The organism is Azonexus fungiphilus, from assembly GCF_003634965.1.
Lineage (GTDB): Bacteria > Pseudomonadota > Gammaproteobacteria > Burkholderiales > Rhodocyclaceae > Azonexus > Azonexus fungiphilus.
On record NZ_RBXP01000013.1, the window covers coordinates 167,942 to 189,072 of the forward strand.

Annotated in this window: 19 protein-coding genes; 7 read left to right on the forward strand and 12 right to left on the reverse strand. The window is 65.8% G+C overall.

From position 1 onward, the window contains the following. Positions 1-84 precede the first annotated feature (84 nt). Entirely contained in the window at positions 85-1,713 is a 1,629-nt protein-coding gene (locus DFR40_RS06305) for a methyl-accepting chemotaxis protein (protein ID WP_121457639.1), read from the forward strand. Here the strand turns inward: DFR40_RS06305 and DFR40_RS06310 are convergent. The 5 genes from DFR40_RS06310 to DFR40_RS06330 form a co-directional block, all read right to left on the reverse strand. Beyond that, entirely contained in the window at positions 1,710-2,909 is a 1,200-nt protein-coding gene (locus DFR40_RS06310; RefSeq protein ID WP_121457640.1) for a CaiB/BaiF CoA transferase family protein, read from the reverse strand. The genes DFR40_RS06305 and DFR40_RS06310 overlap by 4 nt on opposite strands. Further along, positions 2,899-3,699 (reverse strand): glutamate racemase, encoded by an 801-nt coding sequence (murI, locus tag DFR40_RS06315; RefSeq protein WP_121457641.1) that lies wholly within the window; start codon positions 3,697-3,699, stop codon positions 2,899-2,901. The genes DFR40_RS06310 and murI overlap by 11 nt, the downstream gene beginning before the upstream one ends. A gap of 18 nt (positions 3,700-3,717) precedes the next feature. Then, positions 3,718-3,978: a hypothetical protein gene (locus tag DFR40_RS06320; RefSeq protein ID WP_211329740.1), complete on the reverse strand. Its 261-nt coding sequence runs from the start codon at positions 3,976-3,978 to the stop codon at positions 3,718-3,720. 62 nt (positions 3,979-4,040) lie between these two features. Next, positions 4,041-5,282, reverse strand: a complete 1,242-nt coding sequence (gene icd, locus DFR40_RS06325) for an NADP-dependent isocitrate dehydrogenase (protein WP_121457643.1) — start codon at positions 5,280-5,282, stop codon at positions 4,041-4,043. 192 nt (positions 5,283-5,474) lie between these two features. Continuing rightward, positions 5,475-7,712 (reverse strand): NADP-dependent isocitrate dehydrogenase, encoded by a 2,238-nt coding sequence (locus DFR40_RS06330; RefSeq protein WP_121457644.1) that lies wholly within the window; start codon positions 7,710-7,712, stop codon positions 5,475-5,477. 197 nt (positions 7,713-7,909) lie between these two features. Here DFR40_RS06330 and aceK point away from each other — a divergent pair, with 197 nt between their 5' ends. From aceK to DFR40_RS06360, 6 genes are all read left to right on the forward strand, one after another. Further along, a complete protein-coding gene (gene aceK / locus DFR40_RS06335; RefSeq protein WP_121457645.1) occupies positions 7,910-9,688 on the forward strand; it encodes a bifunctional isocitrate dehydrogenase kinase/phosphatase in 1,779 nt (592 codons plus the stop codon). 167 nt (positions 9,689-9,855) lie between these two features. After that, positions 9,856-10,983, forward strand: a complete 1,128-nt coding sequence (locus DFR40_RS06340; protein WP_121457646.1) for an NAD(P) transhydrogenase subunit alpha — start codon at positions 9,856-9,858, stop codon at positions 10,981-10,983. After that, positions 10,983-11,264, forward strand: coding sequence for an NAD(P) transhydrogenase subunit alpha part 2 (locus DFR40_RS06345; RefSeq protein ID WP_211329741.1), 282 nt, complete (start codon positions 10,983-10,985; stop codon positions 11,262-11,264). Before DFR40_RS06340 ends, DFR40_RS06345 begins: the two co-directional genes overlap by 1 nt. Positions 11,265-11,266: 2 nt before the next feature. Further along, a complete protein-coding gene (locus tag DFR40_RS06350) occupies positions 11,267-12,637 on the forward strand; it encodes an NAD(P)(+) transhydrogenase (Re/Si-specific) subunit beta (protein WP_121457647.1) in 1,371 nt (456 codons plus the stop codon). Between the two features lie 75 nt (positions 12,638-12,712). Next, on the forward strand, positions 12,713-13,942 hold the full coding sequence (locus tag DFR40_RS17480; RefSeq protein ID WP_281270058.1) for a methyl-accepting chemotaxis protein: 1,230 nt from the start codon (positions 12,713-12,715) through the stop codon (positions 13,940-13,942). A gap of 55 nt (positions 13,943-13,997) precedes the next feature. After that, complete coding sequence (locus DFR40_RS06360; protein WP_121457649.1) at positions 13,998-15,056, forward strand: YeeE/YedE family protein; 1,059 nt, start codon at positions 13,998-14,000, stop codon at positions 15,054-15,056. 4 nt (positions 15,057-15,060) lie between these two features. Here DFR40_RS06360 and DFR40_RS06365 read toward each other — a convergent pair whose 3' ends face one another. The 7 genes from DFR40_RS06365 to soxZ form a co-directional block, all read right to left on the reverse strand. Beyond that, positions 15,061-15,408, reverse strand: coding sequence for a DUF5368 domain-containing protein (locus DFR40_RS06365; protein WP_121457650.1), 348 nt, complete (start codon positions 15,406-15,408; stop codon positions 15,061-15,063). Positions 15,409-15,426: 18 nt separating this feature from the next. Continuing rightward, positions 15,427-16,779 carry an NAD(P)/FAD-dependent oxidoreductase gene (locus DFR40_RS06370; RefSeq protein ID WP_121457651.1) on the reverse strand — a complete coding sequence of 451 codons (1,353 nt, stop codon included), beginning with the start codon at positions 16,777-16,779 and terminating at the stop codon, positions 15,427-15,429. A gap of 113 nt (positions 16,780-16,892) precedes the next feature. Further along, complete coding sequence (locus DFR40_RS06375) at positions 16,893-17,501, reverse strand: rhodanese-like domain-containing protein (protein ID WP_121457652.1); 609 nt, start codon at positions 17,499-17,501, stop codon at positions 16,893-16,895. Next, a complete protein-coding gene (soxB, locus tag DFR40_RS06380; RefSeq protein WP_121457653.1) occupies positions 17,501-19,222 on the reverse strand; it encodes a thiosulfohydrolase SoxB in 1,722 nt (573 codons plus the stop codon). The genes DFR40_RS06375 and soxB overlap by 1 nt, the downstream gene beginning before the upstream one ends. A gap of 59 nt (positions 19,223-19,281) precedes the next feature. Next, positions 19,282-19,887 (reverse strand): sulfur oxidation c-type cytochrome SoxX, encoded by a 606-nt coding sequence (gene soxX / locus DFR40_RS06385; protein WP_121457654.1) that lies wholly within the window; start codon positions 19,885-19,887, stop codon positions 19,282-19,284. 10 nt (positions 19,888-19,897) lie between these two features. Then, positions 19,898-20,704 carry a sulfur oxidation c-type cytochrome SoxA gene (soxA, locus tag DFR40_RS06390; protein ID WP_245985619.1) on the reverse strand — a complete coding sequence of 269 codons (807 nt, stop codon included), beginning with the start codon at positions 20,702-20,704 and terminating at the stop codon, positions 19,898-19,900. A gap of 106 nt (positions 20,705-20,810) precedes the next feature. Continuing rightward, positions 20,811-21,125: a thiosulfate oxidation carrier complex protein SoxZ gene (soxZ, locus tag DFR40_RS06395; RefSeq protein ID WP_245985620.1), complete on the reverse strand. Its 315-nt coding sequence runs from the start codon at positions 21,123-21,125 to the stop codon at positions 20,811-20,813. Positions 21,126-21,131 lie beyond the last annotated feature (6 nt).

Below are 21,131 nucleotides of genomic sequence, written 5' to 3' on the forward strand. Positions count from 1 at the left end.
AACTACCCGGTTCCGGGTATCATGGTTTGCTGATTCGCTGATATTCTGTCGTGGCGAATAACATTCTTCACGGGGAGAGAGAAGATGGGCGCATTAGCCAACCTGCGGGTCGCCACCCGCATGCAACTCCTGGTCGGCCTGACGCTGGTCGGCCTGATCGTCCTCTGTCTGGTTGCGCTGTTCCAGTTGAAGGACAGCATGCTCGAGGACCGCAAGCAGAAAACCCGCGACCTGGTCGACGTCGCCGTCGGCATCGTCAAGCATCACCACCAGCTGGCCGCCAGCGGCAAGCTTTCCGAGGAAGCGGCCAAGGCGGCGGCGCGCGACAGCCTGCGCGGCCTGCGCTATGGCGAGGACGACTACTACTTCGGCTTCGACAGCCAGGGCCTCTATTTCCTGCACGGCGGCAATCCGAAGATGGAAGGCCAGCAAAAGCTCGACCTGCAGGACACCCAGGGCAAGTACATCATTCGCGAACTGGTCGCTGCCGCCAAGGCCGGCGGCGGTTTCGTCGACTACTGGTTCCCGCGCGCCGGTCAGAAGGTAGCCGAACCCAAGCTCGGCTACACGACGCTGTTCACGCCGTGGGACTGGATCATCGGCACCGGCATCTACATCGACGATGTGGACAAGGAATACCGCAAGAGCGCCTGGCTGCTCGGCGGCATCTCCGCCGGCCTGCTCGCGGCGCTGGTCTTCTTCGGTTTCCTGGTCAGCCGCAGCGTGCTCACCCAGCTCGGCGGCGAACCCAGGACCGCGACCGAGATCATGGAACGCGTCGCCGGCGGCGATCTCACCGCGAACATCGACCGGGCACAGGCCGGCAGCCTGCTGCACGCGCTCGGCGGCATGGTCGGCGCGCTGCGCCAGATGGTCACCGAGATCAACAGCGACGCCAACCGCCTGGTCAGCAACGCCGAGCAGATCACCAGCGCCTCCGACGATGTCGCGCGCGCCGCCGAGCAGCAATCGGATGCGACGTCGGCGATGGCGGCGGCAATCGAGCAGTTGACGGTCAGTTCCAACCACATTTCCGACAGCGCCCGCGACACCTCGCAGGATTCGATCGCTGCCGTCGAGCTGTCCGGCCAGGGGTCGGCCCGGGTCGAACAGGCGGCGCAGGCGATCCAGCAGATCGCCGACACCGTCGCCGACGCCTCGAACCGCATCCACGCCCTCGAGGAACGCGCCAAGCAGGTTTCGAGCATCGCCAACGTGATCAAGGACATCGCCGGCCAGACCAACCTGCTCGCCCTCAACGCCGCCATCGAGGCCGCCCGTGCCGGCGAACAGGGGCGCGGCTTCGCCGTCGTCGCCGACGAGGTGCGCAAGCTGGCCGAACGGACTTCGCTGGCGACGACCGAGATCGAGCAGATGATCGTCGGCATCCAGGGCGACACCGTCGGTGCCGTCGAAGCGATGAATGCCGCGCTGCCGGAAGTTCAGCAGGGCGTCGAGCTGGCCGCCTCGGCGTCGGAATCGCTGCGCGAGATCGAGGAAGGCGCCCGCCGCACGCTCGGCCGGATCGGCGAGGTCGCCGACGCGACCAAGGAGCAGAGCACCGCCAGCACCTCGATCGCCCAACGCGTCGAGCAGATCGCCAACATGGTCGAGGAGACCAGCGACACCATCCGCGGCACGGCAACCACCGCGCACCAGCTGCAGGACATCGCCGTCAGCCTGAAGCAGCTGATCAGCCGCTTCCGCGTCTAGACCGCGCCGGCCGCCCGCATCGCGGCGATGCGGGCCGGCGCATAGCCGAGCTCGGCGAGCACCGCATCGGTGTGTTCGCCGAGCTCCGGCCCGATCCATCCGATATCCCCCGGCGTCGCCGAAAGCAACGGCACGATGCCCGGCATCCGGAACGTCTTCCCGTCGGGCAATGTCGCCGAACGGAACATCCGGCGGGCGATGAATTGCGGGTCGGCGAACATGTCGACCGCCGAATAGACGCGCGACGACGGCACCTCGGCCTGCGCCAGCACCGCCAGCACCTCGGCTTCGTCGCGCCCGGCGCACCAGGCGTCGATCACCGCGTAGAGTTCGTCGCGCCGTGCATCGCGACCGGCGTTATCGGCCAGCCCCGGATCGTCGGCGAGATCGCAACGGCCGATGGCGCGCATGAAGCGGCGGAAGATCGCGTCGCCGTTGGCACCGATGGTGACATGCTTGCCGTCGCGGGTGGTGTGCGTGCTCGACGGGGTGATCCCGGGCATGATGTTGCCGGTGCGTTCGCGCACGAAGCCGCCGATGTCGAACTCGGGCACCAGCGACTCCATCATCGCGAACACCGCTTCATACAGCGCGACATCGACGACCTGCCCGGCACCACCGTTGACCTCCTTGTGGCGCAGCGCCATCAGCGCACCGACGGCCCCCCACAACGCGGCGATCGAATCGCCGATCGAGATGCCGGTACGCACCGGCGGCCGGTCGGGAAAACCGGTGACGTAGCGCAACCCGCCCATCGCCTCGCCGACCGCGCCAAAACCCGGCTGCTCGCGGTAGGGCCCGCTCTGGCCGAAGCCCGAGAGGCGGACCATGACCAGCCCGGGATTGTCGGCCTGGAGCTGTTCCCAGCCGAGGCCCAGCTTCTCGAGCACACCCGGCCGGAAGTTCTCGACCAGGATGTCGGCGCCGGCAATCAGCTGGCGGACGAAATCACGGCCGTCCGGATGCTTCAGGTTGGCCGTCACCGATTTCTTGTTGCGCGCCTGCACGTACCACCACAATGAAGTGTCGCCGTGCAGCTTGCGCCACTTGCGCAGCGGATCGCCGCCGTCGGGCGCTTCGACCTTGATCACCTCGGCCCCGAACTCGCCCATGATCCGCGTGCAGAAGGGACCGGCAATGAGCGTCCCGAGCTCGACGACGCGCAGGCCGGCGAGCGGTTTCGGGCTAGCGGACATCGTGCGGCTCCCAGTGTTCGACCGGCAAATGTTCGCCCCAGAGGCGGTCGACCGTGGTCGACACGCTGCCCGGCGAGCCGCTGGTCGCCACCGTCAGCCGGCCGCTGCCGCCGCCCTGCAGGCGGCTGGCGAGCAGCAGCCGTTCGAGCTGGCGGGCCACCGCCTCGCCGGTATCGAGCAGGCTGACGCCGGCCGGCAGGCGGCGGGCGATATCGCCGGCGACCCAGGGGTAATGCGTGCAGCCGAGGACGACGACGTCGGCGCCGGCAGCCGCCAGCGGTGCCACGAAACCGTCGAGCAGGGTGCCGACGGACGGGCCGTCGGGACCTTCGCGTTCGATCGTCTCGGCCAGCCCCGGACAGGCCTGGGCGATCACCCGGGCACCGCCGGCGTGATTGCCGACCAGGCGCCGGAAGCGCTCGCTGCTCAAGGTCCGCGTGGTTGCCAGGACGCCGATGGTGCCGCTGCGGCTGGCCGCCGCGGCCGGCTTGACGCCCGGCTCGAGGGCGACGATGGGCAAGGCAACCGCCGCCCGGATGGCCTCGGCTGCTGCCGCGGTCGCCGTATTGCAGGCGATCACCAGCGCCTTGGCACCACGCCGCACCAGCGCCTCGGCGATGGCCACGCCGCGCTCGCGCAGGAAGGCCTCGCTGCGGTCGCCGTAGGGCAGGAAGCGGGTGTCGGCAAAGTAGAAAAAGTCCTCCTGCGGCAGTCGACCGCGCAAGGCGCGCAGCACGGTCAGACCGCCGAGGCCGGAATCAAAGACAGCAACAGGTTGGGAATGACTCACGAAACGACGGCGGGGTCCTTATTTCTCGGCTTCGCACTTCTTGACGAAGGAATTCTTCGCCGCACCGGCGAGCGGCTTGCCGTTCTTGTCGATGGCGCGGGCCTCGCAGCTGGCGGCCTTGTTCTCGCGCTCGCACTTCTTGATCGAGGCGGTCTTGGCGGCGCCGGCCAGCGGCTTGCCATCCTTGCTCAGCGCCTGCGCCTCGCAATCGACCGGGGCGGCAATGGCCAGCGAGCTGGCGAACAGGCAGGACAGACCGAGGGCAATCATCTTGTTCATTGAAATCTCCTTGTGCATGACATGAAAATCCCCCGCGGCAGCGGGGGGAACAACGGAAAAAGCTACATCCGGGCGATCATCGCATCGCCGAAGTCGGAGCACGACAGCTCGTCGGCGCCATCCATCAGGCGGGCGAAATCGTAGGTCACCTTCTTGTCGCCGATGGCCGCTTCCATCGCCTTGATCACCAGGTCGGCCGCCTCCTTCCAGCCGAGGTGACGCAACATCATCTCGGCCGAAAGGATCAGCGACCCCGGATTGACCTTGTCGAGGCCGGCATACTTCGGCGCCGTGCCGTGAGTCGCCTCGAAACAGGCATAGCGGTCGGAAATGTTGGCCCCGGGCGCGATGCCGATGCCGCCGACCTGGGCAGCGAGGGCATCGGAAATGTAGTCGCCGTTGAGATTGGTGGTGGCGATCACGTCGTACTCGGCCGGGCGCAGCAGGATCTGCTGCAGGAAGGCGTCGGCGATCGAGTCCTTGACGGTGATCTCGCGGCCGCTCTTCGGATTGGTGAAATGGCACCACGGGCCGCCGTCGATCGGCTGCGCACCGAATTCCTCCTGGGCGACCTTGTAACCGATGTCGCGGAACAGGCCCTCGGTGAATTTCATGATGTTGCCCTTGTGCACGATGGTCACCGACTTGCGGTCGTTGTCCACGGCGTACTGCAGCGCCGCCCGGACCAGCCGTTCGGTCCCCTCGATCGAGACCGGCTTGATGCCGATGCCAGAGCTTTCGGGGAAGCGGATCTTGCGCACGCCCATTTCCTTGACCAGGAAATCGACGACCTTGTGCACACCTTCCGAGCCTGCCGCCCATTCGACGCCGGCGTAGATGTCCTCGGTGTTCTCGCGGAAAATGACCATGTCGGTCAGTTCCGGGTGCTTGAGCGGGCTGGGCACGCCCTTGAAGTAGCGTACCGGGCGGACGCACTGGTAGAGATCGAGCTCCTGACGCAGGGCCACGTTGAGCGAGCGGATGCCGCCGCCGACCGGCGTCGTCATCGGCCCCTTGATCGAGACCGCGTATTCCTTCAGCGCGGCGAAGGTTTCCTGCGGCAGCCATTCGTCCGGTCCGTAGATGCGCGTCGACTTCTCGCCGGCATAGACCTCCATCCAGTGGATCTTCCTTTTTCCGCCGTAGGCCTTGTCGACCGCCGCATCGATGACCTTGATCATGACCGGCGTGATGTCGATGCCGATGCCGTCGCCCTCGATGAAGGGAATGATCGGATTGTCCGGCACCGGCTGCCCGGGAACGATCCTGGCCCCGGCGGGCGGAATCTTGATGTGAGAAGCCATATCCACACTCCTTGCTTGTTATCGGTGACGCATCGGCGTCGGGTCTCCCCCTAGCGGGGCCGCTGCTCCGCGCTGGCCGGCGGCGGCGGAACGATTATGCGGCAAAAGCCCGGACGGTGTCAGCCGCCAGCAAAAAGGCCCGGGCGACCGGAAACCGGTCGGCCGGGCCTGCAGGCCTGGAGTGGCGAGGACTCAGGCGCCGATGGCCTTGAGCGCGGCGTTGAAGGTCGGGCTCGGCCGCATCACCAGCTTGGTCTTCTCCGGATCGGCCTTGTAGTAGCCGCCGATGTCCACCGGCTTGCCCTGGACCGTCTTCATTTCGGCAACGATCTGCGCTTCGTTGTCGGCCAGCGTCTTGGCCAGCTTGGCGAAGTGGGCGGCCAGTTCGACGTCGTCCTTCTGCGCTGCCAGTTCCTGGGCCCAGTACATGGCCAGGTAGAACTGCGAGCCGCGATTGTCGAGCTCACCGGTCTTCGGCGACGGCGACTTGTTGTTGTCGAGCAGCTTGCCGGTGGCGGCGTCGAGCGTCTTGGCGAGCAGCTTGGCGCGGGCGTTGTTTTCCTTGATGCCGAGTTCTTCCAGCGACACCGCCAGGGCCAGGAACTCGCCGAGCGAATCCCAGCGCAGGTGGTTTTCCTGGGTCAGCTGCTGCACATGCTTCGGCGCCGAGCCGCCGGCACCGGTTTCGTACATGCCGCCGCCGTTCATCAGCGGCACGATCGACAGCATCTTGGCCGAGGTGCCCAGTTCCATGATCGGGAACAGGTCGGTCAGGTAGTCGCGCAGGATGTTGCCGGTCACCGAAATCGTGTCGAGGCCGCGGGCGACGCGCTCGAGCGTGAAGCGCATGGCGCGGACCTGGCTCATGATCCGGATCTCGAGGCCGCTGGTGTCGTAGTCCTTGAGGTACTTCTCGACCTTCTTGATCAGTTCGTTCTCGTGCGGACGGTAGGGGTCGAGCCAGAACACCGCCGGCATGCCGGAGTTCCGGGCGCGGGTGACAGCCAGCTTGACCCAGTCGCGGATCGGTGCGTCCTTGACCTGGCACATGCGCCAGATGTCGCCCTGCTCGACGTTCTGGGTGAGCAGGACTTCGCCGGAGTCGAGGTCGACGATGTTGGCGATGCCGTCTTCGGCGATTTCGAAGGTCTTGTCGTGCGAGCCGTATTCCTCGGCCTGCTGGGCCATCAGGCCGACGTTCGGGACCGTGCCCATGGTGCGCGGGTCGAAGTTGCCGTGCCACTTGCAGAAGTTGATCATCTCCTGGTAGATGCGGGCGAAGGTCGACTCCGGCATGACGGCCTTGGCATCGTACTGCTTGCCGTCGGCGCCCCACATCTTGCCGCCCTGGCGGATCATCGCCGGCATCGAGGCGTCGACGATGATGTCGTTCGGCGAGTGGAAGTTGGTGATGCCCTTGGCCGAATCGACCATCGCCAGGCGCGGACGGTGTTCCTGGCAGGCGTGCAGGTCGCGGATGATCTCGTCGCGCTTCGATTCCGGCAGGGTCTTGATCTTCTCGTAGAGGTCGACCATGCCGTTATTGACGTTGATGCCCAGTTCCTCGAAGGTCCGGGCGTGCTTCTCGAAGGCTTCCTTGTAGTAGATCTTGACGCAGTGGCCGAAGACGATCGGGTGCGAGACCTTCATCATCGTCGCCTTGACGTGCAGCGAGAAGAGGATGCCGGCCTGGCGGCAGTCTTCCAGTTCCTTTTCGTAGAAGTCGCAGAGCGCCTTCTTGCTCATGAACATCGAGTCGATGATCTCGCCTTCGAGCAGCTTCACTTCCGGCTTGAGGATGGTGATCTTGCCGCCCTTGGCGATCAGTTCCATGCGCACGCGACGGGCCTTGTCGAGGGTCATCGACTTTTCGCCGTGGTAGAAGTCGCCGTGGTGCATGTGCGAGACATGGGTCTGCGACCACTGCTTCCACTCGCCCATCGAATGCGGGTTCTTCTTGGCGTAATTCTTGACGGCGCCCGGGGCGCGGCGATCCGAGTTGCCCTCGCGCAGGACCGGGTTGACGGCCGAGCCGAGGCACTTGCCGAAGCGCGCCTTGAGTGCCTTTTCCGCGTCGGTGGTCGGGTTCTCCGGATAGTCGGGAATGGCGTAGCCCTTGTCCTGGAGTTCCTTGATGCAGGCCTTCAGCTGCGCCACCGAGGCCGAGATGTTCGGCAGCTTGATGATGTTGGTCTCGGGCAGCAGGCATTTCTTGCCCAGCTCGGCGAGGGTGTTGGGAAGGCGCTGATCCTCGCGCAGGAATTCGGGGAATTCGGCGATGACGCGCGCGGACACCGAGATGTCAGCCTTCTCGATCTCGATCCCGGCCGGTCCGGTGAAGCTGCGGATGATCGGGAGGAAGGCACAAGTCGCCAGCAGCGGCGCCTCGTCGGTGAGCGTGTAGATGATCTTGGACTTGCCTGCGGACATGCTAACCCCTTGGAGATGGTTTTTGATATGCGAGTCGGACGATACGCCGACACCCTTGCGCGGTGCTTACAAAGCCTCGGGAGTATCCGCAACGCGACGCCATCGGTCAACCGGTGAAACGCGGTTTCACATCGCGAAGCGGCGCGGTTTGGCGGGGGGCCGGTGCTAGAATCCGCGCACCACCGGGAGACATGACAATGAAGATTGCGGTCGGCATCTATGGCACGAATGCCCACCAGATCGCGCTGGCGCTGATCCAGGGCTTCAATCGCCACTACCGGCTGTTCCGCCAGACCTGTCGCGAGGCCAGGACGCGTTTCGAAAACGGCGACTGGCCGGGCGTGCACCGGGCGGTCAAGGAGCGCATCCGCTTCTACGACGACCGCGTCGACGAATGCGTCGACCGCCTGCGCAGCGAGTTCGACGCGCAGAACCTCGACGACGCCACCTGGCAGCAGGTCAAGCTGCTCTACATCGGACTCCTGCTCAACCACAAGCAGCCCGAGCTGGCCGAAACCTTCTTCAATTCGGTGACGACCAAGATCCTGCACCGGACCTACTTCCACAACGATTTCCTCTTCGTCCGCCCGACCATCTCGACCGAGAACCTCGAGGGCGACGAGGACGCCACCTACCGCAGCTACTACGCCGAGGCCGATGGCCTGCGCGGGACGATCCGCGAGATCGTCGGCGATTTCCACTGGCAGCGGCCGTTCGCCGACCTCGAGCGCGACGTCAACCATGTTTACCACGCGATCCGCCGCCACCTGCACGAGATGCCGCAGCGCGAGGTGAATTTCCAGATCCAGGTGCTGGCCTCGGCCTTCTACCGCAACAAGGCCGCCTACATCATCGGCAAGGCGATCAACGGCGTGCACGAGTACCCGTTCGCGATTCCCGTGCTCCACGACGCCGACGGCAAGCTCCATCTCGACACAGTGCTGCTCGATGCCTGGCGCATCGGCATCCTCTTCTCGCTGTCGCGCGCCTACTTCATGGTCGACATGGAGGTACCCTCCGGCTACGTCCAGTTCCTCCGCTCGATCCTGCCCAACAAGCCGCGCTCCGAGCTGTACATCATGCTCGGCCTGGGCAAGCAGGGGAAGACGATGTTCTTCCGCGACTTCATCTACCACCTGCACCACTCGCAGGACCATTTCATCATGGCGCCGGGTATCCGCGGCCTGGTCATGCTGGTGTTCACGCTGCCCTCCTTCCCCTACGTCTTCAAGATCATCAAGGATGTCTTCGGCAGCTCCAAGGAAATGGACCAGGCCACCGTCAAGCGCAAGTTCCTGATGGTCAAGCAGGTCGACCGGGTCGGCCGGATGGCCGACACGCTCGAGTTCTCCAACGTGATGTTCCCGTTGAAACGCTTCGACGACGAGGTCCTCGACGAACTGCGCCGGCTCGCCCCGTCGAAATTCGAGATCGACGGTGAGCAGCTGATCATCAAGCACCTCTACATCGAGCGGCGGATGGAACCGCTCAACATCCATCTCGAGCGGATGGACAAGTCGAACAACCTCGACGGTCTCGAACACGCCATCCGCGAATACGGCAGCGCCATCCGCGAACTGGCGCAGGCCAACATCTTCCCCGGCGACATGCTGTGGAAGAACTTCGGCGTCACCCGCTACGGCCGCGTCGTCTTCTACGACTACGACGAGATCGAATACATGACCGACATCAACTTCCGCCAGATCCCGCCGGCACCGGATTTCGAGACCGAGATGTCGGGCGAGGTGTGGTACCCGGTGCGGCGCGGCGACGTCTTCCCGGAAGAATTCGCCACCTTCCTGCTCGGCTCGCCGCAGGTGCGCAAGCTGTTCATGAAGCACCACAAGGACCTGCTCACCCCGGCGTTCTGGCAGGACGCCCAGGCGAAGATCCGGGCCGGCCACGTCGAAGACTTCTATCCCTACCCGGAATCGCTGCGCTTCGCGCACAACCCGCCGGATGCTGGGGGTGGCTGAAAAACCGGAAAATCTGACGGTCTACCGTCAGATTCGCCGAAAAACCCTGCCAGCGTTAAGGAATCGCTGATCTTTCAATCAGAAATCCTGACTGATACGTCATCAAGAATCCCTTATCTTTCCCCGCGAAACTTAATTCAACAATAAACCTGATTCAGGAGAACGACATGCCGCTAACCCTGGCGACAGCCCGGGAAACCGCCGACGGCGAATGCCGGACGGCACTGGTTCCCGAGACAGCCAAGAAATTCGCCGCCCTCGGCGCCCGGCTCCGGATGGAGCAGAGCGCCGGCGTGCAGAGCCACTTCCTCGACCCGGACTACGTCGGCGTCGATTTCGCCCCCGGCCTGGCCGAGACCTACGCCGGCGCCGACGTCATCCTGCGCGTGACGCCGCCGTCGCCGGCGGAGATCGCCGCGCTACCCGAGGGCGCGCTGCTGATCGGCCTGCTCAAACCCTACGAATCGAAGGAACGGCTGGCCGCGCTCAATGCCAGGCGCATCACCGCCTTCGCCCTCGAACTGCTGCCGCGCGTCTCGCGCGCCCAGAGCATGGACGCGCTGTCGTCGCAGGGTTCCTGCGCCGGCTACCAGTGCGGCCTGATCGCCGCCGCCCGGTGTACCAAGTTCTTCCCGATGCTGACCACCGCCGCCGGCACCATCCGCCCGGCGCGCGTGCTCGTCATCGGCGCCGGCGTCGCCGGCCTGCAGGCGATCGCCACCTGCAAGCGGCTCGGCGCCATGGTCGAGGCCTACGACGTGCGTGCCGCGGCGCGCGAGCAGATCGAATCGCTCGGCGCCAAGTTCGTCGATACCGGCGTTTCCGCCGACGGTGCCGGCGGCTACGCCCGCGAACTGTCGGCCGAGGAAAAGGCGGCCCAGGCCGAGAAGCTGGCCAAGGCCGTGGCCCAGGCCGACGTCGTGATCACCACCGCGGCGATCCCGGGCAAGCGGGCGCCGGTGATCATCACCAACGAGATGGTCGGGCGCATGAAATACGGCGCGATCATCGTCGACATGGCCGCCGAATCGGGCGGCAACTGCGCCCTGACCCAGCCCGGCGAACATGTCGTCGCCAACGACGTGAACATCCACGGCCCGCTCAACCTGCCGTCGCGGATGCCGACCCACGCCTCCGAGCTGTACGCCAAGAACCTCTACAACTTCCTCTCGCCGTGGATCAAGGACGGCACGCTGGCGATCGACTGGTCCGACGAGATCGTCGCCGGCACGCTGCTCTGTCGCGATGGCGCGACGGTCCACACCCTGGTCAAACAAGTCATGGGAGACGCCTGATGGACGGCATGCTCGCACTCTACATCTTCATGCTCGCCGCCTTCACCGGCTACGAGATCATCGCCAAGGTACCGGTGATCCTGCACACGCCGCTGATGTCCGGTTCCAACTTCATCCACGGCATCGTCGTCGTCGGCGCGATGATCGTCCTCGGCCTGGCCGAGACGCCGCTGCAGCAGGCCATCGGCTTCTTCGCCGTGGCCCTCGGCGCGGCCAACGCGGCCGGCGGCTACGTCGTCACCGAGCGCATGCTCGGCATGTTCAAGAAGAAGGAAGGCTGACCATGACGCTCCCGCTCTACGTTCAAGGCGCCTGGTTCGGCGGCGCGCTGCTCTTCATCGTCGGCCTCAAGGGCATGAGCTCGCCGGCCTCGGCCCGCCGCGGCATCGTCGTCGCCGGCTACGGCATGCTGCTGGCGATCGCTGCCACCTTCCTCATCCCCGGCCTGCAGAACCTCGCCCTGATCGCCCTGGCGCTGGCCATCGGCGGCGGCGGTGCCTGGCTCTCGGCGCAGAAGGTCAAGATGACCGACATGCCGCAGATGGTCGCCATCTACAACGGCATGGGCGGCGGCGCCGCGGCGGCGATCGCTGCCGTCGAGTTCGCCAAGGGCGACGCCCACGGCCTGGTGGCGACGACGCTGGCGACGCTCGGCGCGCTGATCGGCGCGGTCTCGTTCACCGGCTCCTGCGTCGCCTGGGCCAAGCTCCAGGGCGTGCTCAAGAAAGCCTGGCGGCTGCCCGCCCAGAATGCGGTCAACGTGCTCCTGGCGCTGCTTTCGCTCGGCCTCGGCCTGGCCGTGATCGGCCTGGCGCCGCAGCAACCGGAACTGGTGATCGCCTTCTTCGTCGTCGCGCTGGTTCTCGGCCTGGTCGTCACGCTGCCGATCGGCGGCGCCGACATGCCGGTGGTGATCTCGCTGTTCAACGCCTTCACCGGCCTGGCGGTCGGTTTCGAGGGCTACGTGCTGGGCAATCCGGCTCTGATCATCGCCGGCATCGTCGTCGGCGCTGCCGGCACGCTGCTGACGCAGCTGATGGCCAAGGCGATGAACCGGCCGCTGTCGAACATCCTGTTCACGCCGATGGTGGCGAGCGGGCCGGGCGAGGCGATCAGCGGCACGATGAAGGAAGTCGGCGCCATCGACGCGGCAGCGATGATGCGCTATGCCGCCAAGGTGATCATCGTCCCCGGCTACGGCATGGCCGTCGCCCACGCCCAGCACAAGGTCTGGGAGATGACCTCGATCCTCGAGGAAGCCGGGGTCGAGGTGAAGTTCGCCATCCACCCGGTGGCGGGCCGCATGCCGGGCCACATGAACGTCTTGCTGGCCGAGGCCGGCGTGCCCTACGACAAGATCTTCGACCTCGAGGAAATCAACGCCGAGTTCGGCCAGGCCGACGTTGCGCTGGTCATCGGCGCCAACGACGTGGTCAATCCGAGCGCGCGCACCGACAAGGCCAGCCCGATCTACGGCATGCCCATCCTCGACGCCGACAAGGCGCAGAACGTCATCGTCATCAAGCGCGGCAAGGGCACCGGCTATTCGGGCGTCGAGAACGCGCTGTTCTACACCGACAACTGCCGCATGCTCTACGGCGACGCGCAGCCGATGGCCGGCGAGATCATCCAGCACCTGAAAAGCATGGGCTGATTTGATCCAGCGCAGAATCGGCCGGGCGGCAGTCCCCTTACAATGCGGGATTGCCGCCTGTCCGTAAGCAACACAATGAAAAGAATCGACGATTTCCTGACCCGGGGCTGCGCCCTGCTCGCGCTGATCCTGTGGACCTGGTCGCTGTCGGGCGCCCCGGTGCCGACGCACTGGTTCGGCGTGCTCGCGGTGCTGCTGGTGGTCGCCAGCCTGTTCTCGATCCGCGAGCGTGAACGCTGGAAATCGCGGCAGAAAGGCTACGTCAATGAACTGACCAGCGTCATGTCCGAGTACCACGTGCTCTCCAACGAGGCGATGGCCCACGCCGAGCTGCAGTTCTCGTCGCTGGAACAGGAGATGCACGATGCGCAGAAGCTGATCCGCGACTCGGTGGTCAGCCTCTACGGCAGCCTGACCGGCCTCGAATCGCAATCCAACGACCAGCGCGAGATCCTGCGTTCGCTGATCGAGGAAATGCTCAGCATGACCGGCTCCGACGACAGTCACGCCGCCGAACAGGCCGGCCTGAAGCGCTTCTTCGACGAGACCAACGCGCTGATCGCCGAGTTCGTCGGCAAGATGGAACAACTGCGCGGCACCAGCCAGGGCGTGGCCGAGAGCTTCGGCCAGATGCAGGACAAGGTCGCGCGCATCACCGGCACGCTCAACGACATTTCCGGGATCACCAAGCAGACCGACCTGCTCGCCCTCAACGCGGCGATCGAGGCGGCCCGCGCCGGCGAGGCCGGCCGCGGCTTCGCCGTGGTTGCCGACGAGGTACGCACGCTGGCGGCGCGTACCGGCGAATTCAACATCGACATCCGCAGCGCCCTCAACGACATCCTCGACTCGCTGCGCGACGTCGGCCAGCGCGTCGAGGCCGCCAGCCAGATCGACCTCAGCGTCGCCGACCGTTCGCGGGCCACCCTGAGCGAACTCGGCAACGAACTGATCGACCTCACCGACAAGGCCCGCCAGCACTCGGCCAGCATCACCGCGATCACCGAGCGGATGCGCGACCTGACCCAGGAAGGCGTGATGGCGATGCAGTTCGAGGACATCGTCACCCAGATGATCGCCCGCATCGGCCAGCGCACCGAGCATGTCGGCACCTACATGCACGCCTTCCTCAGCCTGCACAACGACCAGGGCGAGAGCGACGGCATCCAGCGTTTCCGCAAGCGCAGCCAGCGCCTGGTCGAACTGCTCGTCGACTCGCACGTCAAGTCGGACGCGCTGCGCCAGCGCAGCCTCAGTCACAGTCACGCCGGCAGCGACAGCGGCGGCGACATCGAACTGTTCTGACGCCATGCGGAATTGCCCGAATCTGACGGTCGACCGCAAGATCCGGCAATAAATCATGGACTTCGGCGAACTCCTCGAAAGCTTCGGCGACAAGACGGTGATCGCCGTTGCCGGCCTGCTGATCGGGATCGCCTTCGGCATCTTCGCCCAACGCTCGCGCTTCTGCCTGCGTTCGGCAGTGGTCGCCTTCTGGCGGCGCGAGGACGGCGGCCGCCTGGCGATCTGGCTGTTCGCCTTCGCCGCCGCGCTCTGCGCCACCCAGGCCGCGATCCTCGCCGACTGGCTCGACGTCTCCCAGGCCCGCCAGCTCTCGGCGCGCGGCAGCCTGTCCGGGGCGCTGATCGGCGGCCTGCTGTTCGGCACCGGCATGATCCTGGCCCGCGGCTGCTCGTCGCGGATGCTCGTGCTCGCGGCCAACGGCAACCTGCGCGCGCTGCTCACCGGACTGGTCTTCGCGGTCACCGCCCAGGCCTCGCTGAACGGCCTGCTGTCGCCGCTGCGCCTGTGGCTGTCGGGATTGTGGACGATCGACGGCGGCGGCCGCGACCTGCTCGCCAGCGCCCATCTCGGCCACCTCGGCGGGCTCCTGTTCGGCCTGGCCTGGCTGCTCGCGGCCGTGGTTTTTGCCCGCCGGGCACGGTTGACCGTGCGCGAATGGAGCGGCGCCATCGGCGTCGGCCTCAGCGTCGCGCTCGCCTGGCTGGTCACCTACCGGATCGGCAGCCAGGCCTTCGATGCCGTGCTGCCGGTGCAGAGCCTGAGTTTCACCGGCCCCTCCGCCGATGTCCTGATGCTGGTGCTGTCGCCGCCCGGCCAGCCGTGGGATTTCGACATCGGCCTGGTCCCCGGCGTGGTCCTCGGCTCCTTCCTCGCCGCGCTGTGGGGCAAGGAACTCAAGCTGGAAGGCTTCAAGGACGGCCAGAGCATGCGCCGCTACATCGCCGGCGCGCTGTACATGGGCTTCGGCGGCATGCTCGCCGGCGGCTGCGCGGTCGGCGCCGGCGTCTCGGGCGCGGCGATCTTCGCGCTCACCGCCTGGCTGGCGCTGATCGGCATGTGGGCCGGGGCCGGCCTGGCCGACGCGCTGCTCGACCGCCCCCGGCACCGGCCCTGAAGGCTCAGGACTTGGCCGGCTGCCGCCAGCCGAGCACTGTGTACACCAGGATCGCCGTGCCGGCCAGGCCGAGGCCGAAGACCAGCGCGATCAGGAACCAGTCGGCCGGACCGCCGGCATCGGTGAATCCCGACGACGAGACCTTGGCCATCAGCACCAGGGCGAGCACGCCGCCAGCGAGGCCGGCGAACTCGGCGCGTACCAGGCGCTTCGAATTGATCGTCCGTTCCTTGAGCAGCAGGGCGACGAAGGCCGCGGTGCCGACGACGATGACCAGGATCATCAGCCACAGCAAGGGACCGAGCATTTCCTGGAAAACGGCCAGGAAGACCAGCGGATCGAGTTCTTTCATTTTTCCATTCCTCCGAAATCAGGCGCGGCCGCGCAGCATGCTGATGTAGGTCGGCTTCAGCGCCATCGTCTTCATCACCCAGCTGATCCACAACTCCTCGAGCGGTGCGATGACGCCGGGGAAGGACGGGACCAGGTTGTCCTTGTAGTCGAACTCGACCAGCATCGCCTGGCCGAGGCGGGTAATCAGCGGGCACGAGGTGTAGCCGCCGTAATGCGCGCTCGATTCGCGCCCCTCGATGCTCGCCAGCAGGTGATCGACGGCCACCGGCACCTGCCATTTGACGCTGGCGGCGGTCTTGCCCTTGGGCACACCGGCGACGTCGCCGAGCGCGAACACGTTGGCGAAACGCTTGTGACGGAGGTTGTGCTTGTCCACCTCAATCCAGCCATCGTTGGCCCAGCCGCCTTCCTGCCAGCGCAGCGGGCTGTTGCGCACCGGGTCGGGGGCGCGCATCGGCGGGATCACGTTGATGAAGTCGTATTGCAGCTCGACCGGGCCGATCGGCGTCTTGAACACGGCCAGCTTGCGGCCGATATCCACCGACTCGAGGATGCGCTCGTAATTGACCTTGACGCCGCGATCCTCGAACAGCATGCGGACCTTCTCATGGACGATGGGCACGCTGAACAGCGCCTTGTTGTTGGCGTTGTAGACCAGTTCGGCCTTGCCGCGGTTGCCGCGGCGACGCAGGTAGTCGTCGGTGATGAAGGTGTATTTCAGCGGCGCGCCGGCGCACTTCATCTCGGTGCCCGGCCGGAGGAAGACGCCGACGCCGCCGGTGTCGGCGAAATTCGACATCGCCCGCCAGGTGGCCTCGGCCTTGGCCGGGCTGTGGTAGATGCTGCCGAGGCCGTTGTTGCCGATCTGCTCGACTTCCATGCCGGCGATCGCGGCATAGTCGAGCTTGAGGCCGGTGGCGACGATCAGGTAGTCGTAGGGCACCGGCTTGCCGCTGGCGGTGACCAGCTTGTTGCCCTCGGGATCGAACTCGGCAACGGCTTCCTCGATCAGCTCGACGCCGGCCGGCAGGTAGTCGCGCGTCGCCGAGACGACGTAGGACATCGGCTTGATGCCGGCGGCGACCAGCGTGAAGCCGGGTTGGTAGAAATGCTCCTTGCGTGCGTCGACCAGCGTGATGCTGGCGCCCTCGAGGCGGGCCGCCAGGTGCGAGGCGGCCGCCAGGCCGGCGGCGCCGGCACCGGCGATGACGATGCGCGCCGACGATCTGGTCTTCGTCGCCGCCCGTGCGCTGGCCGGCGTCAGCAGCAGGCTGCCGGCGCCAGCGGCGCCGAGGCGCAGGAACGAGCGCCGGTTCAGCCCCTGGCGGCCGGCGTCGTCGACAATCTTGGCAAGTGTCTGGTGATCCATGGTCTTCCTCCCTGATTGCACCGGCGAACGAACGAGCGCCGGCTGTATTAAAAAATTAGCACATACTTAATATCAAGACCCGAAAAAGCGGCCCCTCGCCGCTTCTGCCCCGCTCAGCGCGGAAAATACATCTTTGCCTTGTCGAGCTTGTAGCTCCACGGCAATTCCGCGTTCTTCCAGCCGTTGACCGTGCGCTGCCCTTTCTTCGCACCGCTCTCGGCGCGGTCGCCCTCGAAACCTTCGGGAACGCTGTACACCTGCGTGTACCCGGCCGCCTGCAGGCGGTCGGCGGCCTTCGAGCTGCGGTCGCCGGAGCGGCAGATCAGGATCACCGGCGCCGTGCGCTCGAGCCCCATCTCCTGCAGGCGCCGACCGATCTCGGCGACGAAGTCCTGGTTCGGCTCGAGCTTGTACATCGTCCGCTTGTCGTCCCAGTCGGTCATGATTTCCTGGTGCTCGACGAAGGGCACCAGCGCGTCGACGCCGGCGGCCATGCCGACGTACATGGCCTCGGCCCGGGTGCGCACGTCGAACAGCGCGACGCCCCTCGGGTTGGCGACTTTCATGTCATGGGCCTGCTGCGGGGTCAGGTAGAGCGCCAGCCGGGTCTGCTTGATTTCCGGCAGTTTCTGCCAGTCGACCGTGCCTGGCGCCCAGTCGGCGGCGAAAGCGGTGGCGGCAAGGCAGAAGGCCAGGCCGGCGGCAAATTGACGTGGTTTCATCAAGCGATCCCCGGATTGTTGTCGGCGCCGATCAGCTTCGGCATGTTCAGTTCGACCGGCTTCAGCGTGCGGACGTCGCGCAGGTAACGGGCAACCAGTTCCCAGACCGGCTCGCCGGCGTTCTTCGCTTCCTCGGAAACCGGCGCCCAGCCGGCGACCTTGTAGTTTTTGCCAGGATCGAGCAGTCGACCGTGCAACATCATGTTGCTGATCCGCTGGCCGGCTTTGGCGGCCGGATTGCAGGTGTATTGCAGGCCGCCGACGCGGACCATGTCGCCGCCCTGCTGGTAGTAGGGATCGGGATTGAAGAGGTTGTCGCAGACGTCTTCGAGGACGGTCTTGATCATCTCGCCGCTCATCTGCGTCACCGTCGTCCACGGGTAGGTGATCGCCGTCTGGTCGAGCACGTGCTCCATCAGGATCGGCTGCCCCGGGAGCAGCGAGGTGCCCCAGCGGAAACCCGGGGAGAAGGCGATCTCGGCATCCTTCTCCTTGATCAGCGCGTCGACGATGACCTGGTCGAAGGTGCCGTTGAAGTTGCCGCGGCGGTAGAGCAGGCCCTCGGTCACCGCCAGCTTCTCGTTGAGCTTGTCGAGGTAAGGCGCGCGGACCTTGTCGATCAGCGCCTGCATCGCCGGATCGGCCGGCAGCAGGTTGGCGAACACCGGCAGCAGCTTGTAGCGGTAGCCGGCGATCTTGCCGTTCCTGACATCGAAGTCGAGCACGCCGAGATACTTGCCGTTGGAGCCGGCATTGGTCACCAGCGTCTGGCCGCCGGCATTCTTCACCACCACCGGCGCCGGCATGCCGTCGTGGGTGTGGCCACCCATGATCGCGTCGATGCCGCGGATGCGCGAGGCCATCTTGAGGTCGACATCCATGCCGTTGTGCGACAGCACGACGACGACCTGGGCGCCCTTGGCGCGGGCCTCGTCGACCACTGCCTGCATGTTCTCCTCCTGGATGCCGTAGCTCCAGTTCGGCACCTGCCAGCGCGGGTTGGCGATCGGCGTGTAGGGAAAGGCCTGGCCGACGATGGCCACCGGCACACCGTTGATGTTCTTGATCACGTAGGGCTTGAACACCGGATCGCCGAAATCGGTGGTCTTGACGTTCTGGGCGACGATATCGACGACACCGGCGAAATCCTTCTCCTCGATTTCCTTGACCCGCTCCTCGCCGTAGGTCGCTTCCCAGTGCAGCGTCATCACATTGACGCCGAGCGCCTTGCAGGCATCGACCATGTCCTGCGCGTTGGTCCACAAGGCGGTGCCGGACCCCTGCCAGGTGTCGCCGCCGTCGAGCAGCAGCGCTCCCGGACGGCTCCCCCGGATACGCTTGACCAGCGTCGCCAGGTGGGCGAAGCCGCCGACCTTGCCGTAGGTTTCGGCCGCCCGGGCGAAATCGAGGTAGCTGTAGGCATGCGCCTCCAGGCTGTTCGGCTTGAAGCCGAAATGCCTGAGCAGGTGCTCGCCGACCAGGTGCGGCACCTTGCCGAACTGTTCGCCGAAACCGAGGTTGACGCTCGGCTCGCGGAAATAGATCGGCTGCAGCTGCGCGTGGCAGTCGGTGATGTGCAGCAGGCTGACGTTGCCGAAGCGGGGCAGGTCGTACAGCCGGGCGGCGCCTTTCTCGGCGCGGGCGAAATCGCTGTGCAGGGTCATGCCGCCGGCCGCGGCGACAGCCATGACCTGGAGAAACTCGCGACGATTCATGCTCATGGGGGATCCTTCAGGAAAACCCGGCCGGACGGCGCCGGCCGGGCAGGTTCACGCAAGCGTCATTTCTTGTTGACCGGCGACGCGGGATCGAACAGGAAGGCCATCAGATCCTTGATCTGCTGCTCGGTGAGAATCTCGGCGTCGCCGTTGCGGGGCATGTTGCTGCAGGCGTTGAAGGCCTTCGCGTTATAGATCTTGCCCCAGGTGTAGCGGACGACATCGTCGGCGTTGCCGCGCAGCTTGCCGTATTCGAGCAGGCTGGGCCCGATCGTCCCGTAGGAGACCTCGTGATGGCTCATCTGGTGGCAGTTGTAGCAACCACCGCCGTTGTCGTGCGGCGTCTTGTCGGTCCAGGTCAGGCCACGGCCGCTGACGGCGATCTTCTCGCCCTCCTTCCAGTTGCCGAAGTACTTGCCGTCGGCCGGATAGCGGATGGTCTTCAACTGCTCGGCCTCGATCCGCGCCATCTCCGCCTTCGCCGGCTGCTTGTCCTGAGAGCAGGCCTTCTGGAAGTCGAGTTGGTACATGCGATGCTTGGCGGCGATGCCGGTCGTCTTGAACGAACGGTCCATCATCGCCTTGAACTCGGCGTAGGTGTCCTCGCTGCCGGCCCAGGCGGCCGGCATGGCGAACAGGCAGAACGCCAGCGTGCTGATCTTTTTCATGTTCGCCTCCTCAGCGCTTGATACCGGGGGTCACGACCTTGCCGCCGTTGGCGGTCGCCGCCAGATAGACGGACAGGGCGATGGTCGCGTCGGAGCCGTAGATCGGCTCGGCGGTCCGCTGCTGCCGGAAGCAGTCGTTGAGACGATGCTGCATGGTCCAGAACTGGCCGTTCGAGACCCGGTAGGCGGGCCAGCTGCCCCAGCCAGAGGCGGCGCCTGCCTGGGTGCGCAGGTCGGGCAGCTCCTGCATGCGGATGCGCTTGCCCTGGTCGCCGTGACAGGTCGCGCAGGAGAAGTCCATCGGCCCGGTGCGGTAATAGAAAGCCAGCTTGCCCATCTCGTACATCTTCTTCATTTCGGGCGGACGCATGTCGATGCGGATCTTGTGACCGTTCGACGCAGTGACGACGTAGGCGACCAGCGCCGCCATCTTTTCCTTCTCGCCCTTCAGCCAGCCAGCCTTGACCACGGCCTGGGGATCGATGCCCTGCAGGGTTTCCATGCAGGTCATCAGGCGCGTCTCCAGGTCCTGGACCTTGCCGGTGTCCTTGAAGAAACGCGGCAACTGGGCCGAAGCGCCCTTGATCACGCCCGGACCGAGGCCGAGGTCGCACTGCTCGAGCGAGGCGTTTTTCGGTCCGCGCGGCATTTTCCAGAGCTCTTCGCCCTCGGCCGCGACCAGTTCCGAGGGGTTGCCGTCGGCCAGCGCCTCGCGGTAGGCGTTGATGCCGTCGAGCAGTTCGTCGCCGGCCTGGGCCAGCGGCACGACCGCCAGGCCGGCAAGCAGGGCCAGGCGGATGGATTTCTGTGGGTTCACCATGTACTCCTCCATGTTGTGGTGCTGCAACCGGATACGGTCTGGCGCCGTCTGTCCGGTAGCGGAAGCGCCCCTCCCAGGACGCCCCCGAGACGGTCGATGCCGGTCAGGCGATCGCGGCTTCGTCGGTGCGCGATTCGCCCTTGTTGTCCTTCCAGGAAATCGCGACCTTGTCGCCGGCGGCGCCGCCCTTGAAGCGGAAAGCCAGGTAGGGATTCTTCGAGATCGCGGTGCCGAACTCCGACGACAGGACCAGCTTGCCGTTGTGCGTCGCGGTCAGTTCGGTGATGAACCACGCCGGGATGACGGCGCCGTTGGCGTCCTTGCGCTGGCCGGTTTCCATTTCGTGGGCGATCAGCGCCTTGACTTCGGTGACGCCGTCCTTGACTGCGGCGCGGATGCGCATGGGCTTGGTTGCCATAAGATA

Bases quoted from the DNA above. Each gene is read 5' to 3' on its own strand.
- aceK (WP_121457645.1), top strand. From the start codon at position 7,910: ATGAAGATTGCGGTCGGCATCTATGGCACGAATGCCCACCAGATCGCG.
- DFR40_RS06330 (WP_121457644.1), bottom strand. From the start codon at position 7,712: ATGTCCGCAGGCAAGTCCAAGATCATCTACACGCTCACCGACGAGGCG.
- DFR40_RS06375 (WP_121457652.1), bottom strand. From the start codon at position 17,501: ATGAAACCACGTCAATTTGCCGCCGGCCTGGCCTTCTGCCTTGCCGCC.
- DFR40_RS06350 (WP_121457647.1), top strand. From the start codon at position 11,267: ATGACGCTCCCGCTCTACGTTCAAGGCGCCTGGTTCGGCGGCGCGCTG.
- soxX (WP_121457654.1), bottom strand. From the start codon at position 19,887: ATGAAAAAGATCAGCACGCTGGCGTTCTGCCTGTTCGCCATGCCGGCC.
- DFR40_RS17480 (WP_281270058.1), top strand. From the start codon at position 12,713: ATGAAAAGAATCGACGATTTCCTGACCCGGGGCTGCGCCCTGCTCGCG.
- soxB (WP_121457653.1), bottom strand. From the start codon at position 19,222: ATGAGCATGAATCGTCGCGAGTTTCTCCAGGTCATGGCTGTCGCCGCG.
- DFR40_RS06360 (WP_121457649.1), top strand. From the start codon at position 13,998: ATGGACTTCGGCGAACTCCTCGAAAGCTTCGGCGACAAGACGGTGATC.
- icd (WP_121457643.1), bottom strand. From the start codon at position 5,282: ATGGCTTCTCACATCAAGATTCCGCCCGCCGGGGCCAGGATCGTTCCC.
- DFR40_RS06320 (WP_211329740.1), bottom strand. From the start codon at position 3,978: ATGAACAAGATGATTGCCCTCGGTCTGTCCTGCCTGTTCGCCAGCTCG.
- soxZ (WP_245985620.1), bottom strand. From the start codon at position 21,125: ATGGCAACCAAGCCCATGCGCATCCGCGCCGCAGTCAAGGACGGCGTC.
- DFR40_RS06370 (WP_121457651.1), bottom strand. From the start codon at position 16,779: ATGGATCACCAGACACTTGCCAAGATTGTCGACGACGCCGGCCGCCAG.
- DFR40_RS06305 (WP_121457639.1), top strand. From the start codon at position 85: ATGGGCGCATTAGCCAACCTGCGGGTCGCCACCCGCATGCAACTCCTG.
- DFR40_RS06365 (WP_121457650.1), bottom strand. From the start codon at position 15,408: ATGAAAGAACTCGATCCGCTGGTCTTCCTGGCCGTTTTCCAGGAAATG.
- DFR40_RS06310 (WP_121457640.1), bottom strand. From the start codon at position 2,909: ATGTCCGCTAGCCCGAAACCGCTCGCCGGCCTGCGCGTCGTCGAGCTC.
- DFR40_RS06345 (WP_211329741.1), top strand. From the start codon at position 10,983: ATGGACGGCATGCTCGCACTCTACATCTTCATGCTCGCCGCCTTCACC.
- DFR40_RS06340 (WP_121457646.1), top strand. From the start codon at position 9,856: ATGCCGCTAACCCTGGCGACAGCCCGGGAAACCGCCGACGGCGAATGC.